The following is a 25,559-nucleotide window of genomic DNA, read 5'->3' as shown; positions in this document are numbered from 1 at the left end:
GGTGCGCCTGCGGGCGCGATGTGCCAACATCGCGCCCCATGTCCATCCGCATCGTTCGACTCGGCGAGCCGCGTGCAGCCCACGAAGGGCTGCGCCTGGGCACGGTTCGGCGCCCACCGCGGGGCGTGCCCAAGGCCGAATTCGCCAAGCGCGATTTCTACGATCTCTGGCTGCCGGCGTTGTCGCCGAGTGCCGAGCTGGTCAAGCAGGCCCTGCAGGCTGCCGCCGACGGCGATCAGCGCGAGTGGACGTCTTTCGTGAAGCGCTTTCGCGCAGAGATGAAGCAGGCCGAGGCCAGCCAGATCCTCGACCTGCTGGCCGCGCTGTCGCACCAGACTCACTTCGCGATCGGCTGCTACTGCGAGGATGAGTCCCGCTGCCACCGATCGGTGTTGCGCTCGCTGCTCGAGGAGCGCGGAGCAGCGATCACTCGCTGAAGCCGGCCGGCCTCATTCATTCCAGTAAGGCGGCCGCGACTCGTCGTCCGCGACCAGCGTGTTGCCCAGCCCGAGCAGCTCGCGCGCGCGCTGCAGGCTCACCAGCTCGCGCTGCGCATGGCGGGCGCGCGCGAGATGATTCTGGATCTCCCACACCAGGTCGATCAGCTCGGTGGTGCTCCGTGCGTTGCGAACGCGCACGAACATGCGGGCACTGAACAGCGGCGCGTCGATGCGCAGCGTGTCGATGAGCAGGTCGCGCACCGGCTGCAGCGCATCGGTGTCCCCGCCTTGCGACGTGGCCTGCGCCGACTCGGCAACGGCGGCCTCCTCGCCGAGCACGGGAAGCACGGTCGGCGGGCGCCCCGGCTCCGCGACCGGCGTCGAGGCGGCGGGCAACACCATGTCCTCGAGCACCACCGGCGCCGGACGCGGCGCCGGCGACGCGGGCTCGGCCCCCTCGGCCACGGCGTCCTGTTCGGCGACGGGCGTCGGCGCCACCACCAGCTCGACGCTCGTCAGCTGCAGCGCCTCGGGCTCCTCCACCGGCACAGGCAGCGGCTCGGGCTCGGCGGGCACCTCGACGAGTCCCATGCGCACCAGGTCCTCGAAGTGGCTGGTGGCCGCGCCCGCCTGTTGCGCGAGGCTCAGCACTTCGGCGAGCGACCGGCGGCCATCGACCAGGAACAGGATGGTGCGGTGGCGCTGCCCCAGCCGATGCGTGCGGCTGCGCAGTTCCTCGTTGCCCAGCGGTGTCTTGGTCGGGACGGTCATCGATGCCACCGTGCGGTCACTGTATGCCTTCGCGAGACGCGCCGGCGTCCGCGGTCAGCGCGCCGCCTCGGGCAGCTCGATCTTGACCTCCAGCACCTCGAGGTTGTCCTGGCGTTCCAGGTGCACCTTGATGTCGTCGGGATTCACCGACACGTACTTGGAGATGACCGCCACCAGTTCCTTCTGCAGCGCGGCCAGGTAGTCGGGCCGGCGCTTGCGGTCGTTGCGCTCGTGCGCCAGGATGATCTGCAGCCGCTCCTTGGCGACCGTCGCGGTCTTCTTCTTCTCTCCCAGCAGGAAGGACAGCAGCGACATGCGACTCACCTCCCGCCGAACAGGCGCTTGAAGAAGCCCTGCTTCGTGGCATCGACGAAGCGCATCGGCCGCTCCTCGCCGAGGAAACGCGCGACGACGTCCTTGTAGGCCTCGGACACATCGGTGCCCTTGAGGTGGATGGCCGGCACGCCCTGGTTCGACGCGTCGAGCACCGTCTCGGATTCGGGCACCACGCCGATCAGCGGCGTGCGCAGGATTTCCTGGATGTCCTCGAGGGACAGCATCTGCCCGCCCTCGACGCGGTTCGGGTTGTAGCGCGTGATCAGCAGGTGCTCCTTGACCGGCTCCTTGCCCTCGATCGCGCGCTTGGTCTTCGATGCGAGGATGCCGAGGATGCGGTCCGAGTCGCGCACCGAGGACACCTCCGGATTGGTGACGATCAGCGCCTCGTCGGCGAAGTGCATCGCCATCAATGCGCCGGTCTCGATGCCGGCCGGCGAGTCGCAGACGACGTAGTCGAAGCCCATCTCCCCGAGCTCCTTCAGCACGCGCTCGACGCCGTCCTGCGTCAGCGCATCCTTGTCGCGCGTCTGCGAAGCAGCCAGCACGAACAGCTTCTCGCACTGCTTGTCCTTGATGAGCGCCTGATTCAGGTTGGCCTCTTCGTGGATGACATTGATCAGGTCATACACGACACGGCGCTCGCAGCCCATGATCAGGTCGAGGTTGCGCAGGCCGACGTCGAAGTCGATGACCGCCACCTTGTGCCCGGCGAGCGCGAGCCCCGCCGAGAAACTCGCGCTGGTGGTGGTCTTGCCAACGCCTCCCTTGCCGGAGGTCACGACGACGATTCTGGCTGCCATCGGGGTTGTCCTTTCACAGTTTCAATGCTTCGATCACCAGCTTCTCGCCGGCAAGCCGCACCTGCGCGGGCTTGCCTTGCACGTCGGCGGGCAAGGCGGTCTCGGTGGTGCGGTAGGTTCCCGCGATGGAGACGAGCTGAGGCTCCATGCAGGTGCTGAAGATGCGGGCGCCGCTGTCGCCGCGGGCGCCTGCGATGGCGCGCCCGCGCAGCGGCGCGTAGACGTGGATGCTGCCGTCGGCGATGACCTCGGCGCCGAAGCTCACGACGGCCAGCACGACGAGGTCGCCTCCCCGCGCATACACCTGCTGGCCCGAGCGCAGCGGCTTGTCGACGATCAGCGCCGGTGACGCGGGAGGCGCCGGCGGCACCGCTTCGGCGGTCTCGGGGGGCGCGACGCGCGGAGCAGCGGGTGGAGCCGTCTCCGGGGCCTCGCTGAGGCCGGCAGCCAGCGCTGCCTCCCGCATCCCGACGCTGCCGCCCTTCACGGCGATCGGCAGCATGCGGCGTTCGCGCAGCAGCGTGATCAGGGCAGCGAAATCGATGCTGTCGGGCTCGGCGGCGGCCACCGGCGTGAGATCGATCACCACCGGCTCGTTGTCGAACAGGCCCGGCGCATCGGCGAAGCGGCGCTCCAGCTCGCCGGCGAGCTCGGTGAGATCCGTGGTCCTGAGGACCAGGGCCACGAGGGACAGGGAGGCACTCTTCAGATCGAAGACGGGAAGTACGTTCGCGCCGGTATCAACAGCCATTGGGGTGCGAGTGCCGAAAACTGCGCGAGTGTACCGGCCGCGAGGGGGTTGCCGGTGACCGGCGGCAACCGCACGCCGAAAAGGCGACGCGAATGGCCCGCTGCGCCAGGCGGCCCCAAGGCGCCGCAAGAATTACCAGTGCCCGCAAGAAGTGCCGGGTGAGCGCGTTAAAGGTGTGAGCGCGCTGTTACGCCTGCATGAGCGCCTGCTGCCGGTTCGGTTGCATCCAGGGGGCCTCTCGCCCGGGCACGGTGGGGTACCGCTTGTAACCGCATGGGGCACCCACCCCGCAAACGCGGGGGCGATGCTGCAGCGCGGTAAGCCGATTGCCTCGAGACCTGCGGGCCCAAGGTGGGCCATGCGAACAGTTCGTCTTAACAGGAGCTCGAACATGAAGAAGAAATGCGCGTTGGTGGCCTCGGCACTGGCGCTGGCAGCGGGGGCCTCGTCGGCCCAGCTCGTCTTCGCCCCCACGGGGGAGGTGACGTTCACTCAGTTGTTCAATCCGGATGGCGGGGTGCTGGCCGCAGGTTCGTACACCGCCGGGCAGCTCGGCACCTTCGCCTTCGACGCGCACGGCCGCTTCAGTCTCACCTACCTCGGCCAGGAATCGGCCTACTCCAACCGCATCGAGCTCCCCGGCAACGCGGGCGGCCTCACCGAGGCCAACGCCGTCGGAGACTCGATCACCAGCGGCGCCTTCAATGCGGGCACGCCGGCGTCCTTCCGTTTCGTCGGCTCCGATGGAGGCTCCGCGGGCAATGGCCGCCCGGCCATCGGCCACGCCACGTTCGTCGTGCTGGGCACGGATGTGCAGACCACGAAGGGCAGCTTCCAGTACCTGCTGGGCTACAACGACGGCCGCAACCACGATGACTGGGACGACTTCGTCATCGGCCTCAACGCGATGCCGGCACCGGAGCCACAGACCTACGCGCTGCTGCTGGCCGGACTCGGCATGGTCGGCTTCATCGGCTGGCGCAACCGCCGCAATCGCTGATCAGACCGCGAGCCCGAAAAGCTCGCGCATCGCTTCCCGGTACTGCGCGTGGCCGACCACGTGCGTATCGTGGTGGGAGCCGCCTTCGACCAGCAGGAAGCGCTTGGGCACCGTCGCGCGCTCGAACAGCGCCCGGCCCAGGTCGGGGTGGATGGTCTCGTCCTCGCTGCCGTGAACGACGAGCAGCGGCGAGCGCACGTGCGGAACGCGCTGCGCCGAGTCGAAGCGCTCGGTGATCAGCGAGGCGATCGGCAGCCAGCCCCACTTCATCGTTTCGAATACCTCCGGGATGGAGGTGAAGGTGCCTTCGACGATGAGGCCCGCCGAATCCTCGACCTGGCTCGCCAGGTGCACGGCGATGGCGCCGCCCAGCGAATGGCCGTAGATGTAGCGTCGAGCGTCCGCATGGCTGGCCGCGAGCCACGCCCAGGCGGCTCGCGCGTCCTCGCAGGCCATGCGCTCCGACGGCAGCGCGGGCGTGCTTCTGCCGAAGCCTCGGTAGTCGATGCCCAGCACTGCGAAGCCGAGGGCATGCAGTCCCTGGATGCGGTGCAGGCTGCCACGCAGGTCGAAGCGCGCGCCGTGCAGGTACAGCATCACGGGCGCGTCGTGGCGTGGCTGGCCCAGCCACCAGGCATGCAGCCGGGCCGGCGCGCCGGTCTCCTGAGAGGTGTATTCGATCCAGCGGTCCTGCAGATCGAGGCCTTGCTGCTCGCTCGCTTCGTCGCTGGGCTGCCCTGCCTGAAAGATCCACTTGCGCTGCTGGGCTTCCAGGCCCACGCAACTCAGCAGGGCGGCCAGGGCGGCGGCAGTGCCGCGTGCGCGAAGGTTGAAGCGCTTTGGCCACCAGGTCGGCAAGGACGGCTTGTGCGCCTGCATGGTGGCTTCACTGTGGCACCCGCTGCCACCGGCGTGCACCCCGTGAACCGAGGGTGAAGACGCCGCTCCCCCTTGAACGAGGCGGCGCCACATGGTCATCTCAATGCAGGGCGCGCGGCCTGACGGCCGGCATCGCGACCTCGCGGCCGATCACCGCGCGGGCGTAGAGGTAGTTCTGCCGCGCGCGCTCGCTCAGCGAGTCCATGTCGACGCGGCCATGGGCGTCACAGGGGAAGGCATAGGCGCGGCCTTCGTCGAACAGCGACTGGAATCGCAGCTCGTACACGGGGCCGTCGTTCAAGGGCATCGATGACTTGTTCATCCTTCTACTCCTTCGGATGTCGCTCAGGGCATCGCTTGATACAAGCCTAGGCGTGCCCGGCAGCCCCCGCCATGGACGGCCGCCGTCGAGTGCTGCAAGACGACACCCATACTTGCTGTACGAATTGTTCTGACACGACAGGACGTGAACCCCGCGAATGCAGGAGGCTGCACGCCACAGCGGCCACAATGCGGGGCATGCACGCCGACGCCGACCGAGTCATCGCCCACACCCGCGCCTGGGTCGAGCGCGTCGTCATCGGGCTGAACCTCTGCCCCTTCGCCAAGGCTGTGCATGTCAAGGGGCAGGTGCGGTACGTCGTGAGCGACGCAGCCGATCCCGACGCCCTCTTGGCGACGCTGTGCGACGAGCTCACCGCGCTCGCCGACGCGCCGGCCGACAAGGTGGACACCACGCTGCTGATCCATCCCCGGGTGCTGGCCGATTTCGACGACTTCAACGACTTCCTCGATGCCGCCGACGCCGCCGTGCGGGCCCTGCGCCTGGACGGCGTGCTGCAGGTCGCCAGCTTTCACCCGCACTACCGATTTGCCGGCACGACTGAAGACGATGTGACGAACGCCACGAATCGATCGCCGTATCCGACGCTGCACCTGCTGCGCGAAGAGAGCATCAGCCGCGCAGTGGCTGCCTTCCCGCGACCGGAGGCGATCTATGAAGAGAACATGCGCACGCTGCAGGCGCTGGGCGCTGCCGGGTTCGCCGCATTGCAGGCGCAGTGCAAGAGATAGCGCAGGCTCGATGCTCGTCATGTCGTGACCCTCGTCTGCTGGCACTTACGCAGCAGCGCGACGGATGGATGCCGCTCTCGGGCGAGTTCGGGCATGCCGCTTGCCGTTTCCGGGGCAAGGTCCCTCCTGAGTCAAAGGAAACAAGCGACCGATGGGCGAGTGGCGCAAGGAGCTTCGATTCGACGGACGGCTGGTGATGCTTGGCTTCGGCAGCATCGGCCAAGGCACCTTGCCGCTGCTGCTGCGCCACATCGACATGCGGCCCGAGCAGATCCTGGTCGTGAAGCCGACCGCCAAGGGCCTGGAGGTGGCCGATGAACTGGGCGTGCCGCACTTCATCGCGCCGCTCACGCCGGACAACCATCGTCAGCTGCTGGAACCGCGGCTCGGTCCGGGCGACTTCCTGCTGAACCTCTCGGTCGACGTGAGCAGCACCGCGCTGATGCAGCTGTGCCGCGAACGCGGCGCGCTGTACCTCGACACCTGCATCGAGCCCTGGCCCGGCACTTACACCGACGGCGCGATGCCACCCGCGGCCCGCACCAACTATGCCCTGCGGGAACAGGCGCTCGCGCTGCGCGAGCGCGATCGGCAGGCCCCGACGGCGATCCTCACGCATGGTGCCAATCCGGGCATGGTGTCCTACTTCGTGAAGCAGGCGCTGCTCGACATCGCGCAGCACACGGGCGCACCCGCCGAGCCGCCGACGGATCGCGACGGTTGGGCGCGGCTGGCGCAGCGGCTGGGTGTGCGCGCGATCCACATTGCCGAGCGCGACACGCAGTACGCCCAGCGGCGCAAGGAGCCCGGCGAATTCGTCAACACCTGGTCGTGCGACGGCTTCATCAGCGAAGGGCTGCAGCCGGCCGAGCTGGGCTGGGGCACGCACGAACGTCACTTCCCGCCGGACGGCGCACGCCACGAGAAGGGCTCGCTGGCCAGCATCTACCTGCGCCGTCCCGGCGCTGCGACGCGGGTGCGCAGCTGGGCACCGCTGGCCGGTCCGATCCAGGGCTTTCTGATCACGCATGGCGAGTCGATCTCGATCGCCGACCACCTGACCGTCGGCGACCCGGCGAATCCGCGCTACCGGCCCACCGTGCACTACTCGTACCACCCGTGCGACGACGCCGTGCTGTCGATGCACGAGCTCACCGGCCTCAACTGGCATGCGCAGACCGAGCACCGCGTGCTGAAAGACGACATCGTCGAAGGCATGGACGAGCTCGGCGTGCTGCTGATGGGGCACGCCCGCGGCGCGTACTGGTACGGCTCGCAGCTCACCATCGCCAAGGCGCGCCAGCTGTGCCCGCACAACAGCGCCACCAGCCTGCAGGTCACTGCGCCGGTGATGGCCGGCGTCGTCTGGGCGCTGAAGAATCCCTCGTGCAGCGTGGTCGAGCCGGACGACCTGCCGCACGACGAGATGCTGCGGATGATCAAGCCGTACCTCGGCGACGTGGTCGGCGTCTATACGGACTGGACCCCGCTCGCCGGGCGCGAGTGGCTGTTCGAGGAGGACCTCGATCGCGAGGATCCTTGGCAGTTCAAGAACTTCCGGGTGGTGTGAGGGTCAGCGGCTTTCCGCCGCATCGACCTCACTCCAGCGGCAGGGTCAGAACCCCGTTCGTCCCCTGCCGCTTCATCAGCGACGCATGCCAGCGACGCGCGGCGCTCAGCGTCCCGTGCTCGATCGGCAGCCCGAACCAGCGATGCACCGCACACCCCAGCGGGATGTCCGCCATCGTGATGCGCTCGCCGCAGACGAACTCACGATCGGCCAGGTGCCGGTCGAGGATGCGCATCAGCGGACGCGCGGCCTGCACCGACGCCTCGGCCAGCGCCATGTCGCGCTCAGGTTCGGCAGTGCGGATCAGCTGGACGAAGGCCTTGCTCATCGCGGGCGACAGCTCGGTGGCCTGCCAGTCCATCCAGCGATCGGCGTCCGCGCGCGCGGCCAGCGGCTCTGGGTACAGCGATCCCTGCGCGTGCCTGGCGCACAGGTAGCGCACGATCGCGTTCGATTCCCACAGCACCAGGCCGTCGTCCTCGATCACCGGCACCAGCCGGTTCGGATTGAGTCGCTCGTAGGCCGGCGTGCCGACGATGCCGAACTGCCGGCCGGCATCGATTCGCTCGTACGGCACGCCGAGCTCGTTGGCGCACCACACCACCTTCTGCACGTTGAGCGAGCTGAGCCGCCCCCAGATCTTCAGCATCTGCTGTCACCTCCGCCGCCAACGTAGCACGACCAGTCGCCGCGCGGACTGTGCCGGTGGCCGCATTGACACAGTGCGCACCACCTCCGGCCCCGCTGTGGCTTCCGTGCCGCGCCGCTGCCGCCTAGCCTGTCGTCATCGCCATCGCCTGCCCGGAGCTCGAATGACCGAACTGCTGCCGCTGCTCACCTACTCGTTCCTGATGTCGAGCACACCGGGACCCAACAACGTGATGTTGACCGCCTCGGGCGCGAACTTCGGCTACCGGCGCACGCTGCCCCACATCCTGGGCATCGCGGCCGGGCACGGGCCGCAGATCTTCCTCACCTGCCTGGGGTTGGGCGCGCTGTTCCTGCGCATTCCAGTGCTGCACGATGCGCTGCGGGTCGCCGGCGCGCTCTGGCTCGTGTGGATCGCGTGGAAGCTGGCGGGCAGCGCGGTGGGTGGCGCCGAGCTGCAGCGGCCGCTTTCGTTCGTGCAGGCGCTGGCGTTCCAGATGGTCAACCCCAAGGGATGGATCAAGGCCATCACGCTGGCCGCGGTGTTCATGCCGGCCGGACTGGACGTGGTGAGCGGCGCGCTGCTGGTCACGGCCGTCAGCATCGCGATCAACCTGCCCTGCGTCTCGATGTGGGCGCTCTTCGGTGTCGCGATCAGCCGCTGGCTCACCGATGCGCGGCGGCGGCGCGGCTTCAATGTCATCATGGCCGTCTCGCTGCTGATCCTCGCCGTGACGCTCCTCGTCTGATGTTCGCCATCGACCGCACTTCGGCCCTGCCGCTGGCCGACCAGATCGAGACCCGCCTGCGAGCGCTGGTCGAGGCCGGCCAGCTTTCGCCAGGCGCCCGGCTGCCGTCGATCCGTGCCCTCGCGGCGCAGCTCGGCGTCAGCCCCAACACCGTTGTCACCGCCTACGACCGGTTGGTCGCCGCCGCCGTGATCGACTCGCGCGGCACCGCCGGCTTCTTCGTGCGCGAAACGGGCACCGCCATGCCGACCGACGCACTGGCCGCGGGCGAGGAGCAGGACGCGGTGTGGCTGGTGCAGCAGAACAACGACCTGCCCGCCGGCATGCTGCCGGCCAGCAGCGGCGCGCTGCCGTTGTCGTGGCTCGAAGACGCGATCCCGGCCACGGTGGTGCAGCGGGCGCTGGCCCACAGCGCGGGCGGCATGGCCTCGCGCTGCCCGCCGCAGGGCCTGCCAGAGCTGCGCGAGCGCATCGCGATGCTGATGCGCGGCCAGGGCATCGCGGTCGACGCCAGCCGCGTGCTCACCACCTGCGGCAGCACGCATGCGATCGACATGATCTGCCGCTGCTTCGTGCAGCCGGGCGACACCGTGCTGGTGGAGGACCCGGGCTATTTCCTGCTGTTCGACCGGCTCCGCGAGGCCGGCGCCCGCCTGGTCGCCATCCGGCGGCGCCCCGACGGGCTCGATCTCGACCAGCTCGAAGCCGCGTGCGCCGAGCATCGGCCGCGGCTGCTGTTCGTCCAGAGCGTGCTGCACAACCCCACCGGATGGAGCAGCAGCGCGGCCAACCTGCACCGGGTCCTGCTGCTGGCCGAGCGCCATGGGCTGCTGATCGCCGAAGACGACGTTCACGGCCATTTCCATCCCGGCTCGCCGACGCGGCTGGCGCAGTTGGCCGAGCTTCGCCAGGTCATCTACTTCTCGAGCTTCTGCAAGGCGCTCAGCCCCGCGCTGCGAATGGGCTACGTGGCCGCCGACGCCGCGCTGCTCAAGCCGCTGCTGCGGGCCAAGATCCACTCGGTGCTGACCACCGGCGCGCTGAACGAATTCGTGCTGCTCGAGCTGCTGGCCAGCGGCCGCTTCCGCAAGCACCTCGACCGCCTGCAGCAGAAGCTCGCCACCGCGCGCGGCGAAGCCTCGCGCAGCCTGCGCCAGGCCGGCATCCTGCTCGACCATCCCGGCGAAGGCGGTCTCTTCCTGTGGGGGGCGGTGCCGCGCGGCGTCGACGTCGACGTGCTGGTCAAGGACGCCTATCGCAACGGCCTCCTGCTGGCGCGCGGCGCCGCCTTCGCCGCTTCGGGCGCGGCTGATCCGCATCTGCGATTCAACGTGGTGTTCAGCCAGCACCGACGCCTGTGCGAGTACCTGCAGCAGCGGCTGTCGGCGGCGCACGGGGCCCTGGAACGCCTACGGCTGCTGTAGCCGCCGTGTCAATGCGCCGCACGTGCGGGCGTTGCAAGCGCGGTAACGCTCGGTAAGGCATGGGCCGATCGGCTCATGGGCTCCGATATCGTGAGCGCACAAGTGCTGAAGCACGAGCTCAGAGAGGACCCCATGAACCGCATCCTGTCCTGGCCCGAGACGCCCATCGTTCCCGGCTTGTTCGAAGCCGTGCGCAACGAGCGCCACGAGACGGTCGTCAACGACAAGGGAATGATCTGCCTGGAGTCGCCGCTCGGACCGGTGGAGATGAAGTTTTCCCAGCCCGACCAGCAGCTGTCGCCCGGCACGGTGGTCTATGTCTGGTGGAAGGCGAGCGGCTTCGTGTGCGCCCCGTCCCGCGAGCTCGACCAGGAAGAGAGCGAGTCCCGCCGCATCGCCGAGAGCCTCGCCGAGGCACGTTCGCACCTGGCAGAGGCCCGGCGCGAACGGCAGGCCCGGCTGGCCGGGAATGTCGACATCGTGCTGCCCGACGAGGTCGACGAGCCGCTGCACGCCGCGCGCTGACGTCGCGGTCGCGGGATCGCGGCGGCTAGCGCCGCTTGCGCCGTCCGAACCAGCCGCGCGCCTCGTCCGCGTCGCGGCCCGGGCGATGTGCCCGTGAAATGAGCAGGCTGCCGCCCAGGTACAGGCCATTGAGAAGCCGGCTGGCCCGCTCGGTGCTCATGCCGGGCCACTGCGCGATCTCGCGCAAGGTCACGGAGTCGCGCTGCAAGCGCTCCAGCGCCGACCCCAGCGCGCCGGGCGCAGTGGGCCGCTGTCCATTCGCTCCGACGACCAGCCGGTAGGCGGCGGTCCCGGCGATGTCCGCCAGCAGCGTGCGACGCGGCCCGTTGAGCGCCAGCGACCACAGCAGCGGCGACAGCGGCCGGTAGTGCTCGGCCTGCGCTACCCGGTCGTGCATCCAGTGTCCCGGCGGTCGAACGCCGGGGGGCTCGGCGGTCAGCAGCCGCAGCGACCCCAAACCGGTGAGCGAGCCCTGCGCCAGATCGCGCGGCGAGTGGTACAGGCCTTCGTTGGGGAACAGCGTGACCGGCCACACCAGCTCGTCGTGCTGCAGGCACAGCAGCGCCGCCTCCCGGTGTCGCACGCAGGCCGCGATGACCTCGAGCACGTCACTGCTCGCCGGGTCGGCGTCGAGCCGGCGCAGGTCGGCCAGCAGCGTCGTCGGCAGCAGCGTGGGTCCGGTCAGCCGCATGAAGCCGCTGCTGCCGGTTTCGCGGTGGATGCGCTCGAACGCGCTTATCCGCCACAAGGTGGAATCCTCGAAATCCCTCACGTCGCGATGGTGTCGCAGTGCAAGGACGCACACGTTTCACGTTGCAACTGACTGATAGCCGGTGTAGCCGGCCCCAAACGGCGCGAATACGATGTCCGCATGAACCTGATCTACGTGGCCGACCCGATGTGCTCGTGGTGCTACGGCTTCGGCAAGACCGTCGATGCCCTGCTCGCCGACCCGGGCACCGCGGCTCCCCTGCAGCTCGCGCTGGTGATGGGCGGGCTGCGCCCCTACACCACCGAACCGCTCGCGCCCGGTCGTGCCGAGGAGATCTTCGGCCACTGGAAGCATGTGCACGAGGCGAGCGGCCAGCCGTTCGCAGGCGCCCCGGACACCGCGCTGCATCGCCCGGGCTTCATCTACGACACCGAGCGTGCCAGCCGCGCGACGGTGACCGTCCGCTCGCTGTGGCCACAGCACGTGTGGCGTTACTTCAAGGCCGTGCAGCAGGCCTTCTATGCCGAGGGCCGCGATGTGACGCAGCGCGACGTCCTCGTCGACCTTGCCGAGCGGCTGGGCCTGCCGCGCGGCAATTTCGAGGACGCGTTCGACTCCGAAGGCCTGCGCGAGGCGACGCGCGCCGACTTCGCCCAATCGCAGCATTGGGGCATCCGCGGCTTTCCGGCGCTCGTCGCCCAGGCCGCTGGCGGGCTGCATCTGGTCGCACATGGCTACCTCGAGGCGCAGCCGCTGCGCGAACGGCTCGCCGCGCTGCCGGCCGGCACGCCGGCCGCCTGATCCCATGGCCGCGCTGCGCATCGAGCCGGCATCGCCGCAGCGGCTGGATGACATCGCCGCGGTGATGTCCGATTGCGGGGATGCCAGTCATTGCTGGTGCGCCTTCTGGTCTCGCCCGCGAGCGGACTTCCGCAGCGGCTGGGGCGAAGGCAACAAGCGCTGGTTCATGCGCCGCGTGCGCACGGCAGCGCATCCGCCCGGCGTGGTCGCCTACGTCGACGACGAGCCTGCCGGCTGGTGCGCGATCGCTCCGCGCAGCGACCATCTTCGCCTGGCGAATTCGCGCAACCTCGCCCCGGTCGACGAGCTGCCCGTGTGGTCCATCACCTGCTTCGTGGTCGCCAAGCGCTTTCGCCGGCAGGGTTTGATGCGCGCGCTGATCGACGGCGCCGTCGCGTTCGCGGCTCGGCAGGGAGCGAAGTGCGTCGAGGCCTATCCGCTCGATGCGCCGCGCAAGCTGAATTCGGGCGAGCTCTTCGTCGGGCGGCTGTCGGCTTTCGAAGCGGCCGGCTTTCGCGAGGTGATGCGGCGCTCGCCGACCCGGCCGATCGTGCGGCGGCACCTGTGATTCAACGCACCGGCAAGGGCTCTCCCCGCGCCAGCGCATCCAGGCCGCCGAGGAACTGCGAGAAGTCGATCGGTTTCGTCCAGTAGTCGTCGAAGCCGCTGCTGCGCGCCCGTGCGACGTCTTCCGGCATGGCATTGGCCGACAAGGCGATGCACACCACGCCGTTCAGCGACGGATCGCTGCGCAGCGCCCGCAACACCTCGAAGCCGTCGATGTCGGGCAGCTGCAGATCGATCAGCACGCCCTGCGGACGCAGCTCGCGCGCGCGCTCGATGCCGGATCGGCCGTAGGCTGCCACATGCAGCCGCACGTGAGGCCGCAGCGCCACCAGCTCCTGCACCAGCAGCACATTGATGGTGTTGTCCTCGATGTACAGCAGGTCGATGGGGCGCAGCGGCACCGGACCAGCGCTGACGGCAGCCGCGACCGGCGTTTCGCGCGTGGCGGCGTCGCGGGCAGCCGGCAGCCACACGCGAAACTCGGTGCCGCTGCCCGGCGTGCTCTCGACCTCGATGCGTCCTCCCATGGCTTCGACGAGCGCGCGCACGATGGTGAGCCCGATGCCGGTGCCCTCGATGCCTTCGCGCTCGGCGCCCAGCCGGTTGAAAGGCTCGAACAGCCCCTGGAGCTGGACCGGCGTGAGACCGCGGCCGCTGTCGCGCACGCGCAGGCCGACCCGCGACGCGTCGCCCGACCCCAACACCGACACCTCCACGCGGCCGCCCGGGCGGTTGTACTTCACCGCATTCGACAGCAGGTTGGCGAGCACCTGGCGCAGCCGCCTCGCGTCGCCCTGCACCGTGGCCTCGACGGCACCCGCCGACAGGGTCACGTTCGCGCGCTGCGCCGCCGGGGCGAGCCATTGCAGCGTCTCGTCCACCAGCGGGGCGAGTGCCACCGGCCGTGCTGCCAGCGGCACGGCGCCCACCTCCACGCTGGTCAGATCGAGCACGTCGTCGATCAGGGCGAGCAGATGTCGACCCGCATCCTGGATGTGCTGGGTGCGCTCGCGCTGGCGCCCGGCGAGCGGCTGCGTCGCATCCTCGAGCAGCAGCTGCGCGAAGCCCAGCACCGCGTTCAACGGCGTGCGCAGCTCATGGCTCATGCGCGACAGGAACTGGCTCTTGGCGCGGCTGGCCTCCTCGGCGGCGGCCTTCTCGCGCCGCACGTCCTCGCCCCGCTTGTGCTCGGTGATGTCCCAGTTGAAGCCGAACAGGCGCAGTGCACGGCCGGCGCCGTCGCGCGTCACCGAGCCGCGCGTCGCCAGCCAGCGCACGGCGCCGTCGGGACGCAGGATGCGGAACTCGAAGAAGAAATCGTTGTCGTGCTCGATGACCTGCGCGATGCGCCGATGCACCATCTCGACGTCATCCGGGTGCGTGCACTCGAGATGCAGGCGCTGCGGCGGGCGGGGGTCATCCGGCCACAGTCCCCGCAGCCGGTACATCTGCGCGTCCCACCACACCTCGCCGGTGGCCATGTCGCGCTCCCAGTTCGCGAGGCCGACCGCCTTGGCGGCGAGCACGGTGCGCTGCTCGGCGAGCGCGAGCCGCTCCTGCGTGCGCCGCTGCTCGGTGAGGTCGAGGGCCACTCCGATCAGCGCGACCGCCCGGCCCTGCATGTCGCGCTCGGCGACGCGCCGCGTCATCAGCGGACGGTAGCTGCCGTCCGCTGCCAGGCAGCGCACTTCCACGTCGACCATCTCGCTGCCCGCGAGCGCCTTCTGATCCGCCTGAGCCACCGCCTGGCGATCGTCGGGATGGATCGCCGTCCACATCTGCTGCTCGGTCATCTCGCCGTCGGCGGCGCGGCGGCCGAGCACCTCGTTGGCGTGCGCGTTGAATTGCATCCGGTGCGTCTCGAGATCGCGCCGCCACAACGCGATGCCGACCAGCCCCATCGCAAGCGCGAGCTGCGTCTGCGGGGCATCCATGGCAGGCGCCGGAGATGCCTCGCGGGCGGGCGGGGTACGGCTCATACGCCGTTCAGTGTAGGTTCAGTGCAGCAGCTGCGGCACCCGGGTCCCGCCCGCATCGAGCTCATCGTCGTCATCGGCCTGCTCGCCGAGAAAGCCACCGCTCTGATGCGCCCACAGCCGCGCGTAGAGTCCTCGGCGGGCCAGCAATGTGCGATGGTCGCCTTCCTCGACGATGCGGCCCTTGTCCATCACGATCAGGCGGTCCATCGCGGCAATCGTCGACAGCCGGTGTGCGATCGCCACCACCGTCTTGCCCTCCATCAGCCGATACAGGCTCTCCTGGATGGCCGCCTCGACCTCCGAATCGAGCGCGCTCGTCGCTTCGTCGAGCACCAGGATGGGCGCGTCCTTGAGCATCACCCGCGCGATCGCGATGCGCTGGCGCTGCCCGCCCGAGAGCTTGACGCCCCTCTCGCCGACATGCGCGTCGTAGCCGCGGCGCCCTTTCGGATCGGCCAGCCCTTCGATGAACTCGTGCGCCTCGGCACGCCGCGCCGCGGCAGCCATCTGGGCCTCGGTGGCATCGGGGCGGCCGTAGAGCAGGTTCTCACGCACCGAGCGATGCAGCAGCGAGGTGTCCTGCGTGACCATGCCGACCTGGGCGCGCAGACTGTCCTGCGTGACTTGCGAGACGTCCTGGCCGTCGATCAGCACGCGGCCGCCTTGCACGTCGTAGAAGCGCAGCAGCAGGTTGACCACTGTCGACTTGCCCGCGCCCGACGGACCCACCAGTCCGATCTTCTCCCCGGGTCGGATCGCCAGCGACAGGTCGTCGATGACGCTGCGCTCGCCGCCGTACGAGAAGCTCACTCGTTCGAAGCGTATCTCTCCGCGGCGCACGGTGAGCGGCTTCGCGCCCGGGATGTCGGTGACGTGCAGGCTGCGCGACAGCGTGTTGATGCCGTCCTGCACGGTGCCGATGTGCTCGAACAGCGAGGCCATTTCCCACATCACCCAATGCGAGATGCCGTTCAGGCGCAGCGCCATCGCGGTGGCCGCCGCGACCGCGCCGACGCCCGCCTGGCCCCGCGTCCACAGCCACAGCGCCAGGCCGGCCGTCGACAGGATCAGCCCCATCGACAGCGCGTGGTTGACGATCTCGAAGCCCGTCACCATGCGCATCTGTGCGTGCACCGTCGTCAGGAACTCCTGCATCGCGCCGCGCGCGTAACCGGCCTCGCGCCCGGCGTGAGAGAACAGCTTGACGGTGGCGATGTTGGTGTAGGCGTCGGTGATGCGGCCGGTCATCAGCGAGCGCGCATCGGCTTGCTGCTGGGCGACGCGTCCGAGCCGGGGCACGAAGAACCAGAGCGCCGCGACGTACAGCGCGAGCCAGCCGACGAAGGGAAGGAGCATCCAGGCGTCGAAGTTGCCCAGCACCGCCAGCAGCGTGACGAAGTAGATGATCACGAAGACCAGCAGCTCGGCGACGATCATCCAGGTCTCGCGCACGGCCAGCGCGGTCTGCATGACCTTGGTGGCGATGCGCCCGGCGAATTCGTCCTGGTAGAAGCCCAGGCTCTGCGACAGCAGCAGCCTGTGGAAATTCCAGCGCAGCCGCATCGGGAAGTTGCCGGCGAGGGCCTGCTGTTTCAGCGTCGACTGCAGCGCCACCAGCAGGGTGCTGCCGACGAGCACCGCCACCAGCAGCATGAGCGTCCCGCCCTCGTCGGTCCACAGTCGCGCGGGCTGCACGCGCCCGAGCCAGTCGACGATGTGCCCGAGCATGCCGAAGAGCAACGCCTCGAATGCACCGATCAGGGCGGTGCACAGCGTCATCGCGAGCAGGTAGCCGCGCAGGCCCTCGGTGCAGGCCCACAGGAACGGAAAGAAGCCGCGCGGCGGCGGCGCGGGAGCGGCATCCGGATAGGGATGCACCAGTTTCTCGAACGCACTGAACACGGGGGGCTCCGTCTGGCGGGGCCGCAAGGTTACAACGCAAGAGCCGGCCCTGGGGCCGGCTCTTTCATCGTGGGGGGAGGTGCGCCGTCAGCCTTGTTTTTCGACCGTCAGCTGGTTGTCGACGCTCACCACGCCCTTGACGGCGCTCGCGAGCTGCGCGGCACGTTCCTTGGATGCCATGTCGGGCGCCGAGCCACGCAGCGCGACACGTCCGCCCTCGGTGTCGACGTTGATGCGCAGCGAGCTGAGCTTCGGGTCCTTGGCCAGCTCGGCGTTGACCGAGGTGGTGATCAGCGCGTCGGCGACCTTGTTGCTCGCCTGGTCGGCGGCACCCTTGGTGGCGTCCTTGGCTTCGGCAGCGGCCTGGCGCGTGGCCTCAGCCGCGTCGCGCGCCGCCTGGGCAGTCGCGTCGCCGGCGTTGCGGGCACTCTGCTCGGCCTGCTCGGCCGCGCTCGGCCGACCCTGCACGACGGCGGTGTCGTTCTGCGCGACGTGCGCGTCGTCGCGGCGGCCGCACCCGGCCAGCGCCAACGAGGCCAGCATCACGCTCACGGCGGTCATCGTCATCGTTTGCTTCATCATCTTCTCTCTCCTTGAACAAGCGCGCCGCGAACGGCGACGCGGGTGGCCCGACGGCCAGGCAAGCCAACACCGTCGGCGTCTTCCTCAGACCTCGACAACCTTAGGAGCCCGGGCGGGCGACGGCACCCGGCCGATGTCGCATCCGCGTGTCGGACGAGATCGCGTCGGCGGCCGACGCCACGCTGGCGTCGCGTTTGCAGATACTGGTTACGTGCGAACCCTTGACATAGACTGGCGCGCACCGATGGCATGGAGCATCCATGAGCGCGGAGACCATCCTGATCGTCGACGACATGCCGGCCAACCTGGGGGTGCTGACCAGCCACCTCGAGCGCCAGGGCTACGTCGCGGTGGTGGCCCAGGGGGGCGAGGAAGGCATCGAGCGCGCCGAGTTCGTGCGCCCCGATCTCATCCTGCTCGACGTGATGATGCCTGGCGTCGACGGCTTCGAGACCTGCCGGCGGCTCAAGGCCAGCGAGCTCACGCGCGACATCCCGGTCATCTTCATGACCGCGCTCGCCGACACCGCCGACAAGCTGACCGGCTTCTCGGTCGGCGCGGTCGACTACGTCACCAAGCCGCTCAACGGTGCCGAGGTGCTGGCACGCATCGACACCCATCTCACGCTGTACGGGCTGCGCAGGCAGCTGGCGCAGCAGAACGCCCAGCTGCAGCGTGAGATCGCGATTCGCGAGGAGACGCAGGCCGCGCTGGTGCGCTCCAACACCGAGCTCGAGCAGCTTGCCTACGTGGCCTCGCACGACATGCAGGAGCCGCTGCGCATGGTCGCGAGCTACCTGCAGCTGGTGGCGCAGCGCTACAAGGGTCAGCTCGATGCCGACGCCGACGAGTTCATCGGCTACGCGGTCGACGGCGCCAAGCGCATGCAAGCCTTGATCAACGACCTGCTGGCCTACTCGCGCGTGGGAACCAAGGCACGTCCCTTCGAAGCGACCGACTCCGCCAAGGTCGTCGACACCGCGCTGGCCAACCTGCGGATCGCGGTCGCCGAGCGCGGAGCGCAGGTGACGCACGGGCCGCTGCCGACGGTCATGGGCGATTCGACGCAGCTGCTGCAGCTGTTCCAGAACCTGATCGGCAATGCGCTGAAGTTCCATGGCGCGCAGCCGGTGCAGGTCCGCATCGAGGCCGCGGCGGAGGGCGCACACTGGCGCTTCACGGTGCGCGACAACGGGATCGGCATCGCACCCGAGTACCACGAGCGCATCTTCGTGCTCTTCCAGCGCCTGCACGGCCGAGACGAGTACCCCGGCACGGGAATCGGTCTGGCCATCTGCAAGAAGATCGTCGAGCGCCATGGCGGCACGATCTCGGTGGAGTCGCAGCCGGGTGAGGGCTCCACCTTCACATTCACGATGCCTCGCGCATAGCGCGTGGCCACCAGCCCCGAGGGTTGACGAGAGGCCGGTGCGCAGACGGCACATGCCATCATTGCTGCAAACCCTCGAAGCGCGGACCGCCCAGGGAGCCGGACCGCCCCACCCGGAGTCGGTCCCCGTGCGTCTGAAGCTGCGCCTGTCCATCGTGCTCGCCGTGGTGATCGGCCTGCTGATTCCGGCCACGGTGGGCAGCCTGCTGATGCTCCACTACGAGAAGAAGGCCACCGACGCACGACTGGCCGCCGACCACGCGCGCATCGCCGACATCCTCTCGCTCGGCGTCGAGAACGCGCTGTGGAACGTCACACCCGAAGCCGCGCGTCCGCTGGTCGACTCGGTGTTGGGCGATGAGCGCATCGTCAAGGTGGCCGTGCGCGACGAGCGCTACGGCATCTTCCTGTGGGGCGAGCACCCCGAACGCCGGCGCGGACAGCAATACACGCTGAAGCGCACGGTGCTGCGCGAAGGCGCCTTGATCGGCGACGTGACGGTCGAGATCGACAGCGGGCCGTTCGACGCCGAGATGGCGAAGTCGCGCAACATCCTGATGCTCACCGTCGCCGGGCAGCTCGTGCTGAGCGTGCTGCTCATCGTGGGCCTTCTCAATGTGCGACTGGTGGCGCCGATCAAGCGATTGATGGTCGACTCCGACCGCCTCGCGCGGCGCGAGCTCGATGCGCCCTTCCACTGGCGGCGCGACGACGAGCTGGGCAGCCTGGGGGCGGGCCTCGAGCGCACGCGCCAGTCATTGCAGGCGCTGTTCGACGAGCTGGAGTCCAAGAACCGCCAGCTGAGCGACGACATCCGGCGACGCATCGCGGTCGAGGACGAGCTCAAGCGCCACCGCGAGCACCTCGAGGACCGCATCCGCGAGCGCACCGCCGAGCTGGTGGTCGCCAAGGAGCGCGCCGAAGTCGCCAACAAGGCCAAGAGCGCCTTTCTCGCCAGCATGAGCCACGAGCTGCGCACGCCCCTCAATGCCATCCTCGGCTATGCGCAGATCCTGCAGCACGACAAGAGCCTGAGCGAGCGCGGTGCGGTCGGTCTGTCGACCATCCAGCAAAGCGGCGAGCACCTGCTCATGCTGATCAACGACATCCTCGACCTTTCGCGCATCGAGGCCGGCAAGCTCGAGCTGTTCAGCGACCTGATCGACCTGCCGGCATTCCTGCGCGGCATTGCCGACACCATCTCGATCAAGGCGGAGCAGAAGGGGCTTCTGTTCACGCTGGATGCCGATCCCGGCCTGCCACCGGCAGTGCGTGTCGACGACAAGCGTCTGCGCCAGGTGTTGTTGAACCTGCTCGACAACGCGGTGAAGTTCACCGACCGCGGCGGCGTCGCGTTGCAGGTGGCGCCCGTCGAGCACGGCGGGCCGCATGCGCGGCTTCGCTTCTCCGTCGAAGACACCGGCGTGGGCATTGCCGCCGATCAGTTCGAGAACATCTTCCAGCCCTTCGAGCAGGCCGGCGAGGCGCAGCGCCGATTCGGCGGCGCCGGCCTCGGCCTGGCGATCACGCGGCAGCTGGTGCGACGCATGGGCAGCGAGATCCAGGTCGAGTCCGAGCCGGGCCGTGGCAGCCGCTTCTGGTTCGATGTGGACCTGCCGTCGGCCGAGGCGGCGCCGCAACCGGCCGCACCCGCGCCCCGGATCACGGGCTACGAGGGACCGCGCAAGAAGGTGCTCGTGGTCGACGACGTCGCCGGCAACCGCGCGGTGGTGGCGGACCTGCTGCGGTCGCTGGGCTTCGAGGTCGTGGATGCGGACAACGGCGAAGCCGCGCTGAAGTCGGTGCGGGCCGAGGCGCCGGACCTCGTGCTGATGGACATCCTGATGCCGGTGCTCGACGGGCTGCAGGCCGTCAGGCGATTGCGTCGCAGCGCCGAGCACGCACGGCTGCCCGTCGTCATGCTGTCGGCCGGCGCCGCCGACCGCGAGCGCGAGCGCAGCATCGACGCGGGCGCCGATGGCTTTGTGGTGAAGCCGATCGATTTCGCGGAACTCCTGCGGCACATCGGGCGCCTGCTCAAGCTCAGCTGGCGACATGCGGCCGCGGCCGTGCCGGCCGCCACGGGTGCGGCGGAAGACGATGTAGCCATGGTGCCGCCGCCGGCCGACGAGCTCGAGGAGCTGTACCGGCTCGCCCGCATCGGCAACATGCGAACCATTCGCGAGCACGCCCAGCAGCTGCGGGCCAGGGACGCGCGGTACACGCCCTTCGCCGACCGCCTGCAGAGGCTCGCCAGCCGATTCGAGTCGCGCGCCATCCTCGAGCTCATCGAGCGCTACCGCGAGAAGGACACGCACTCGTAGGCGACCCGACCCGGCCATGAGCGGCGGCCATCCGGGAAAGGGCTTCCATGATCGAGGTCTCCCAGGGTAGGACCCGACCCGCCTGGGGAGGCGCAGGTCTATAGTGAACGAGCCTGCTCCAAGGCGACGAGGAGTCCCTGATGACAGGGCAAAGAACGTTCAGGCCGATTGAGATCTTGATGGTCGAGGACAACCCCGGCGACGTGCGGCTCACGCGCGAGGCATTGAAAGGGGGCAAGGTCTGGAACGAGATCCATGTCGTCGCCGATGGCGTCGCGGCGCTCGACTTCCTGCGCCAGAAGGCGCCGTACGAGGCCGCGCCGCGGCCTGATCTCGTCCTTCTCGATCTCAACCTGCCCAAGAAGGACGGCCGCGAAGTGCTAGCGTCGATGAAGGCCGACCCGCTGCTGAAGGCCATTCCCGTCGTCATCCTGACCACCTCGCAGGCCGAGGAAGACGTCGTCCGCGCCTACAACCTGAACTGCAATTGCTACGTCACCAAGCCGGTCGACTTCGAGCAGTTCACCCGCATCGTTCAGGCCATCGAACAATTCTGGCTGACGATCGTCACGCTGCCTCCGCATCCGGGAAGCTGAATGACGATGGAAACGCCGCCGATCCGCGTCCTGCTCATCGAAGACAACCCGGCCGACGCACGCCTCATCGAGCTGATGCTCGGCGAAGCCCGCGGCCTGCGCTTCGAGCTGCTCTGGGCCGATGATCTGAACGCCGGCGTGGAGCAGTTGCGCGAGCACAGCGCCGACGTCGTGCTGCTCGACCTCGGCCTGCCCGAGAGCACCGGACTCGACACCCTGCATCGGCTGCAGGCGCTCGGCGTCAAGCTGCCGACGCTGGTCGTGCTGTCCGGCCTCACCGACGAGGAGATCGCGGTGCAGGCACTGCAGCTCGGGGCGCAGGACTACCTGGTCAAGGGGCAGGTCGATGCTTCGCTGCTGATCCGCGCCATCCGCTACGCAATGGGCCGCAGCCAGGCGGAGGAGGCGCTGCGCCAGGCGCATGCCGAAGCGCAGGCGGCCCAGCAGCGCGCCGAAATCGCCAACGAGGCGAAGAGCGCCTTTCTCGCCAACATGAGCCACGACCTGCGCACGCCGCTCAACGGCATCCTGGGCTTCGCCCAGATCCTGCAGTGGGACCGCTCGCTCAGCGAGCGGCAGCAGCTCGGCATCACGGCGATCCGCCAGAGCGGCGAGCACCTGTTGACGCTCATCAACGACATCCTCGATGTCGCGAAGATCGAAGCCGGCAAGATCGAGATGTTCCCGAGCGATTTCGCGCTCGACAAGTTCCTGCAGGTCATCGCGAGCATCATCCGAGTCAAGGCGGAGCAGAAGCCCGAGCTGAAGTTCACCTGCGACCTCGCCGCGGACCTGCCCGAAGCCATTCGTGCCGACGAGCGGCGGCTGCGCCAGGTGCTGCTCAACCTGCTGGACAACGCGGTGAAGTTCACCGACCGCGGACAGGTGGTGCTGCGGGTGCGCTTCAGTGCGCCGTCGCGGCTGCGCTTCGAGGTCGAGGACACCGGCATCGGCATGAGCGAGGAGCAGGTGTCGCGCCTGTTCCAGCCCTTCGAGCAGCTCGGCGAGCCGCACCGCCGCAGTGGCGGCACCGGCCTGGGATTGGTGATCAGCCGGCAATTCGTCCGCCTGATGGGCGGCGACATCCACGTGAAGAGCCGACTGCACGCCGGCAACCTGTTCTGGTTCGAGATCGACGTGCCGGTCATCCGCTGTCCCGCGCCGGACCAGCCGCTGGCCGAGCGTGTCGTCGTCGGCTATCGGGGCCCGCAGAAGAAGGTGCTGGTGGTCGACGACGTGGCGGAGAACCGCGCCGTGCTGGTGGAGGCGCTGGACCGGCTGGGGTTCGATGTCGCGCAGGCCGCCGGCGGCTACGACGGCCTGGCGCAGGCCCAGGCCATGCAGCCGGACCTGGTGCTGGTCGACATCGTGATGCCCGACATCGGCGGCCTCGAGGTCATCCAGCGCCTGCGCACGTTCCCGGCGCTGCATGCCACGCCCATCGTCGCGGTGTCGGCCAGCGCCACGCCGGACGTCGAATCGAAGACGATGGCCGCCGGCGCGAATGCCTTCCTGCCGAAGCCCGTCGACGTGAAGTCGCTGCTGAGCTGTGCCGGCTCGCTGCTGAACCTGTCGTGGGTGGAGGCAGCGGGGCGAAAGTTCGCTGCCTAGTGTCGTGAGTTGGAAATACGTGGCGTTTCGATTCGACCAGATGGTGATGATCGGGCGGCTGCGCGAAGGGGCCAATACTGGACGTATTGGCCCCTTCGCGCAGGCGACCGAGGGCGCCATCTGGTCGAACCGAAGGCGGGCCCAAACGCCACGTATTTCCAACTCGCGACACTAGTGTCGAACCAGGTCAGGCCACGAGGTCACCGCGCAACGCGCTGGCCCAGGGACCGGTGATCCCGTCGACGCCGATTCGCCACAGTGCCTGCGCGTCTTCCGGGTCGGCCACGCCTTCAGCCATCACCTGCATCGACAGCCCGTGCAGCATGGCGACGACTCCCTTGAGGTAGTTCGCCCGCCCGCCGTCGCCGGCCAGTCCCTGCACCACCGCGGCATCGAGCTTCACGTAGTCGAGCCCGGCCTCGAACAGGCGCTCGATGCGGGCGATGCGCTCTCCGGCATGCTCCAGGCCGACCTTCGCGCCGGCCGGGCGCAGCTGGTGCCCCAGCTCGTGTACCTGCGCGAAGTGGTCCACGGCCGCGGCCTCGGGCACCTCGAGCCAGAGCTTGCGCGCCGCCGCAGGGGCATCGAGCAGCAGCGTGCGCAAGCGAGCCGCGAAGTTGCTGTCGGCGAGCGATGCGCTGGACAGGTTGATGCAGCGCGGTTGTCCATCGCGGGCGATCTCCGACAGCGCAAGCATCACCGCGCGCTCGTCGATGGCGGCCGTCTGCTTGGCGCGCAGCGCCAGCGGCAGCCAGCGCGCCGCTGTCTCGAAAGAACCGCCCGCTTCGAGCTGCAGGCGCAGCGGGCATTCCAGGTGCACGAGCTGGCGCTCGGCGTTGATGACCGGAAAGCTGACCAGACGCAGCCGCTCCTGCGCCAGCGCGTCGCCGATGCCCCTGCGCCACGCGCCTTCGCCGAGCCGGGCGGTGTCGGACACCCCGGGGCCGTCGGCGCCCAGCTCGACCGCGAAGGGCCCGCGGCTTTCCGCGAGCGCGAGCGCGGCGTCCGCTGCGCCGAGCACCTGCCCCACGTGCATGTCGCGTCGGATCTCCACCGCGCCGACCGCGATGGCCACGCCGTGCCCGAACGCCGGGAGCACGACCCGCAGCGCCTGCGTCACCGCCTGCGCCGTCTCCAGCGCCACGCCGCCCGCCGGCAGGCACAGCGCGAAGTCGGACCCGTTGAGGCGGCCCAGGCGGCAGCCCGGCACGCGCTGGGTGTACGCCTGCAGCGCCTGCGCCACCGCGCAGATCATGCGGTCGGTGGTCGCGTGGCCCAGCGTGCGGTTGATGCCGGCGAGATCCAGCACGCGCAGCAGCACCAGCCCTCCTTCGGCTGCGCCGTCCTCGCCCTGCAGCGCGGCCGACAGCTGGCCCATGAAGTGCTTGCGATTGGACAGCCCCGTCACCGGATCGGAGTGCGCTTCGCGGCGCAGCGCCTCGACCTGCTCGGCCTGCGCCTCGAAGATCAGCTTGAGGCGGCCGACCATGGTGTTCATCGCCCGCGTGAGCCGCTGGAGTTCCGGCACGCGCGGCTCGGCCACGCTCACGAACTGGCCGTTGACCAGCGACTGCGCCTGCTCCACCGCGGCATCGAGCGGCTTGCGGATGCGGGTCACGACGGCGCGTGCCACCAGCGCCGCCACCAGGCCGATCAGCGCCAGCGCGAGCGCAGAACGCTGGCTGCCTGCCCATAGCTCGTCGTGCGCGAACGCCGTGTGGCTGACCACCTGCACGGAGCCCATCGCGCGCCAGCCGTCGGAGACTTGGGCCGTGCCCGGCTCCGAGTCGATCGGCAGCAGCGCCACGAACCACGCCGGGGCCTGGGTGCGCGATTGCGCCGCCTCGCGCAAGAAGAGGACGCGGCCATCGGTCGTCGTGAAGCGGATCAGCCGGTAGAAGCCCGTGTCGAACTGCGCCGCCATCAGCAGCTCCATCAGCTGCGGGTCGCCGCGCTGCTGCGACAGCGCGAGGGCCAGCGATGCGGCGTTGTCGTTGTTCTTGAGGCGCAGCTGCGTCTGCAGCGTGTCGCGGGCCGACGAGATGGCCACGCCCATGCTGCCGAGGAACGCGAGCAGCAGCGCGCCCACCAGCAGCAGCCAGATCTGCCGGATCAGCGACATCGC

Annotated in this window: 25 protein-coding genes; 13 read left to right on the top strand and 12 right to left on the bottom strand. The window is 69.2% G+C overall.

What is annotated here, in order from left to right:
• Positions 1-38: 38 nt before the first annotated feature.
• Positions 39-437 (top strand): DUF488 family protein, encoded by a 399-nt coding sequence (locus P7V53_RS07990; RefSeq protein ID WP_280154955.1) that lies wholly within the window; start codon positions 39-41, stop codon positions 435-437.
• 12 nt (positions 438-449) lie between these two features.
• On the opposite strand, the gene P7V53_RS07985 is transcribed toward P7V53_RS07990, so the two are convergent.
• From P7V53_RS07985 to minC, 4 genes are read right to left on the bottom strand one after another with little or no spacing between them, the layout of a single operon-like run.
• Positions 450-1,211, bottom strand: a complete 762-nt coding sequence (locus tag P7V53_RS07985; protein WP_280154954.1) for a hypothetical protein — start codon at positions 1,209-1,211, stop codon at positions 450-452.
• Positions 1,212-1,265: 54 nt separating this feature from the next.
• The gene (gene minE / locus P7V53_RS07980) at positions 1,266-1,526 is read right to left on the bottom strand and encodes a cell division topological specificity factor MinE (protein WP_280154953.1); all 261 of its coding nucleotides are present in this window, start codon (positions 1,524-1,526) and stop codon (positions 1,266-1,268) included.
• 5 nt (positions 1,527-1,531) lie between these two features.
• Positions 1,532-2,350 carry a septum site-determining protein MinD gene (gene minD / locus P7V53_RS07975; protein ID WP_280154952.1) on the bottom strand — a complete coding sequence of 273 codons (819 nt, stop codon included), beginning with the start codon at positions 2,348-2,350 and terminating at the stop codon, positions 1,532-1,534.
• A 13-nt stretch (positions 2,351-2,363) separates the two neighbouring features.
• Positions 2,364-3,101 carry a septum site-determining protein MinC gene (gene minC / locus P7V53_RS07970; RefSeq protein ID WP_280154951.1) on the bottom strand — a complete coding sequence of 246 codons (738 nt, stop codon included), beginning with the start codon at positions 3,099-3,101 and terminating at the stop codon, positions 2,364-2,366.
• Between the two features lie 391 nt (positions 3,102-3,492).
• On the opposite strand from minC, the gene P7V53_RS07965 reads away from it, so the two are divergent.
• The gene (locus P7V53_RS07965) at positions 3,493-4,101 is read left to right on the top strand and encodes a PEP-CTERM sorting domain-containing protein (protein WP_280154950.1); all 609 of its coding nucleotides are present in this window, start codon (positions 3,493-3,495) and stop codon (positions 4,099-4,101) included.
• Here P7V53_RS07965 and P7V53_RS07960 read toward each other — a convergent pair whose 3' ends face one another.
• Positions 4,102-4,980, bottom strand: coding sequence for an alpha/beta fold hydrolase (locus tag P7V53_RS07960; RefSeq protein ID WP_280154949.1), 879 nt, complete (start codon positions 4,978-4,980; stop codon positions 4,102-4,104). It abuts the gene before it with no gap.
• Between the two features lie 100 nt (positions 4,981-5,080).
• Positions 5,081-5,302, bottom strand: a complete 222-nt coding sequence (locus tag P7V53_RS07955) for a hypothetical protein (RefSeq protein WP_280154948.1) — start codon at positions 5,300-5,302, stop codon at positions 5,081-5,083.
• Between the two features lie 197 nt (positions 5,303-5,499).
• Here P7V53_RS07955 and P7V53_RS07950 point away from each other — a divergent pair, with 197 nt between their 5' ends.
• Positions 5,500-6,054: a DUF1415 domain-containing protein gene (locus tag P7V53_RS07950; protein ID WP_280154947.1), complete on the top strand. Its 555-nt coding sequence runs from the start codon at positions 5,500-5,502 to the stop codon at positions 6,052-6,054.
• A 151-nt stretch (positions 6,055-6,205) separates the two neighbouring features.
• On the top strand, positions 6,206-7,624 hold the full coding sequence (locus tag P7V53_RS07945) for a saccharopine dehydrogenase NADP-binding domain-containing protein (protein ID WP_280154946.1): 1,419 nt from the start codon (positions 6,206-6,208) through the stop codon (positions 7,622-7,624).
• Between the two features lie 28 nt (positions 7,625-7,652).
• On the opposite strand, the gene P7V53_RS07940 is transcribed toward P7V53_RS07945, so the two are convergent.
• A complete protein-coding gene (locus P7V53_RS07940) occupies positions 7,653-8,273 on the bottom strand; it encodes a glutathione S-transferase (protein ID WP_280154945.1) in 621 nt (206 codons plus the stop codon).
• A 163-nt stretch (positions 8,274-8,436) separates the two neighbouring features.
• On the opposite strand from P7V53_RS07940, the gene P7V53_RS07935 reads away from it, so the two are divergent.
• From P7V53_RS07935 to P7V53_RS07925, 3 genes are all read left to right on the top strand, one after another.
• Positions 8,437-9,021, top strand: coding sequence for a LysE family translocator (locus P7V53_RS07935; RefSeq protein WP_280154944.1), 585 nt, complete (start codon positions 8,437-8,439; stop codon positions 9,019-9,021).
• Positions 9,021-10,445, top strand: a complete 1,425-nt coding sequence (locus P7V53_RS07930; protein WP_280154943.1) for a PLP-dependent aminotransferase family protein — start codon at positions 9,021-9,023, stop codon at positions 10,443-10,445. Before P7V53_RS07935 ends, P7V53_RS07930 begins: the two co-directional genes overlap by 1 nt.
• A 75-nt stretch (positions 10,446-10,520) precedes the next feature.
• Positions 10,521-10,970 (top strand): hypothetical protein, encoded by a 450-nt coding sequence (locus P7V53_RS07925; RefSeq protein WP_280154942.1) that lies wholly within the window; start codon positions 10,521-10,523, stop codon positions 10,968-10,970.
• 25 nt (positions 10,971-10,995) lie between these two features.
• Here P7V53_RS07925 and P7V53_RS07920 read toward each other — a convergent pair whose 3' ends face one another.
• Entirely contained in the window at positions 10,996-11,742 is a 747-nt protein-coding gene (locus P7V53_RS07920; RefSeq protein ID WP_280154941.1) for a hypothetical protein, read from the bottom strand.
• 99 nt (positions 11,743-11,841) lie between these two features.
• Here P7V53_RS07920 and P7V53_RS07915 point away from each other — a divergent pair, with 99 nt between their 5' ends.
• Both P7V53_RS07915 and P7V53_RS07910 read left to right on the top strand, forming a co-directional pair.
• The gene (locus P7V53_RS07915) at positions 11,842-12,483 is read left to right on the top strand and encodes a DsbA family protein (RefSeq protein WP_280154939.1); all 642 of its coding nucleotides are present in this window, start codon (positions 11,842-11,844) and stop codon (positions 12,481-12,483) included.
• A 4-nt stretch (positions 12,484-12,487) separates the two neighbouring features.
• Complete coding sequence (locus tag P7V53_RS07910) at positions 12,488-13,051, top strand: GNAT family N-acetyltransferase (protein ID WP_280154938.1); 564 nt, start codon at positions 12,488-12,490, stop codon at positions 13,049-13,051.
• 1 nt (position 13,052) lies between these two features.
• Here P7V53_RS07910 and P7V53_RS07905 read toward each other — a convergent pair whose 3' ends face one another.
• The 3 genes from P7V53_RS07905 to P7V53_RS07895 form a co-directional block, all read right to left on the bottom strand.
• Complete coding sequence (locus P7V53_RS07905; RefSeq protein WP_280154937.1) at positions 13,053-14,984, bottom strand: ATP-binding protein; 1,932 nt, start codon at positions 14,982-14,984, stop codon at positions 13,053-13,055.
• 63 nt (positions 14,985-15,047) lie between these two features.
• Complete coding sequence (locus P7V53_RS07900; RefSeq protein ID WP_280154936.1) at positions 15,048-16,931, bottom strand: ABC transporter ATP-binding protein; 1,884 nt, start codon at positions 16,929-16,931, stop codon at positions 15,048-15,050.
• An 87-nt stretch (positions 16,932-17,018) separates the two neighbouring features.
• Positions 17,019-17,513: a BON domain-containing protein gene (locus tag P7V53_RS07895; protein ID WP_280154935.1), complete on the bottom strand. Its 495-nt coding sequence runs from the start codon at positions 17,511-17,513 to the stop codon at positions 17,019-17,021.
• Positions 17,514-17,773: 260 nt separating this feature from the next.
• Here P7V53_RS07895 and P7V53_RS07890 point away from each other — a divergent pair, with 260 nt between their 5' ends.
• The 4 genes from P7V53_RS07890 (at position 17,774) to P7V53_RS07875 (ending at position 23,434) form a co-directional block, all read left to right on the top strand.
• Positions 17,774-18,904 carry an ATP-binding protein gene (locus tag P7V53_RS07890; RefSeq protein ID WP_280154934.1) on the top strand — a complete coding sequence of 377 codons (1,131 nt, stop codon included), beginning with the start codon at positions 17,774-17,776 and terminating at the stop codon, positions 18,902-18,904.
• Between the two features lie 127 nt (positions 18,905-19,031).
• Entirely contained in the window at positions 19,032-21,227 is a 2,196-nt protein-coding gene (locus tag P7V53_RS07885) for an ATP-binding protein (protein ID WP_280154933.1), read from the top strand.
• A gap of 140 nt (positions 21,228-21,367) precedes the next feature.
• A complete protein-coding gene (locus P7V53_RS07880) occupies positions 21,368-21,823 on the top strand; it encodes a response regulator (RefSeq protein WP_280154932.1) in 456 nt (151 codons plus the stop codon).
• A 6-nt stretch (positions 21,824-21,829) separates the two neighbouring features.
• Positions 21,830-23,434: a response regulator gene (locus P7V53_RS07875; RefSeq protein ID WP_280154931.1), complete on the top strand. Its 1,605-nt coding sequence runs from the start codon at positions 21,830-21,832 to the stop codon at positions 23,432-23,434.
• Between the two features lie 187 nt (positions 23,435-23,621).
• Here the strand turns inward: P7V53_RS07875 and P7V53_RS07870 are convergent, their stop codons facing one another.
• Entirely contained in the window at positions 23,622-25,556 is a 1,935-nt protein-coding gene (locus P7V53_RS07870; protein ID WP_280154930.1) for an EAL domain-containing protein, read from the bottom strand.
• Positions 25,557-25,559: the final 3 nt, after the last annotated feature.

The sequence above is a fragment of the Piscinibacter sp. XHJ-5 genome, from assembly GCF_029855045.1.
Lineage (GTDB): Bacteria > Pseudomonadota > Gammaproteobacteria > Burkholderiales > Burkholderiaceae_C > Albitalea.
This window is presented reverse-complemented; position numbering and strand designations above follow the sequence as displayed.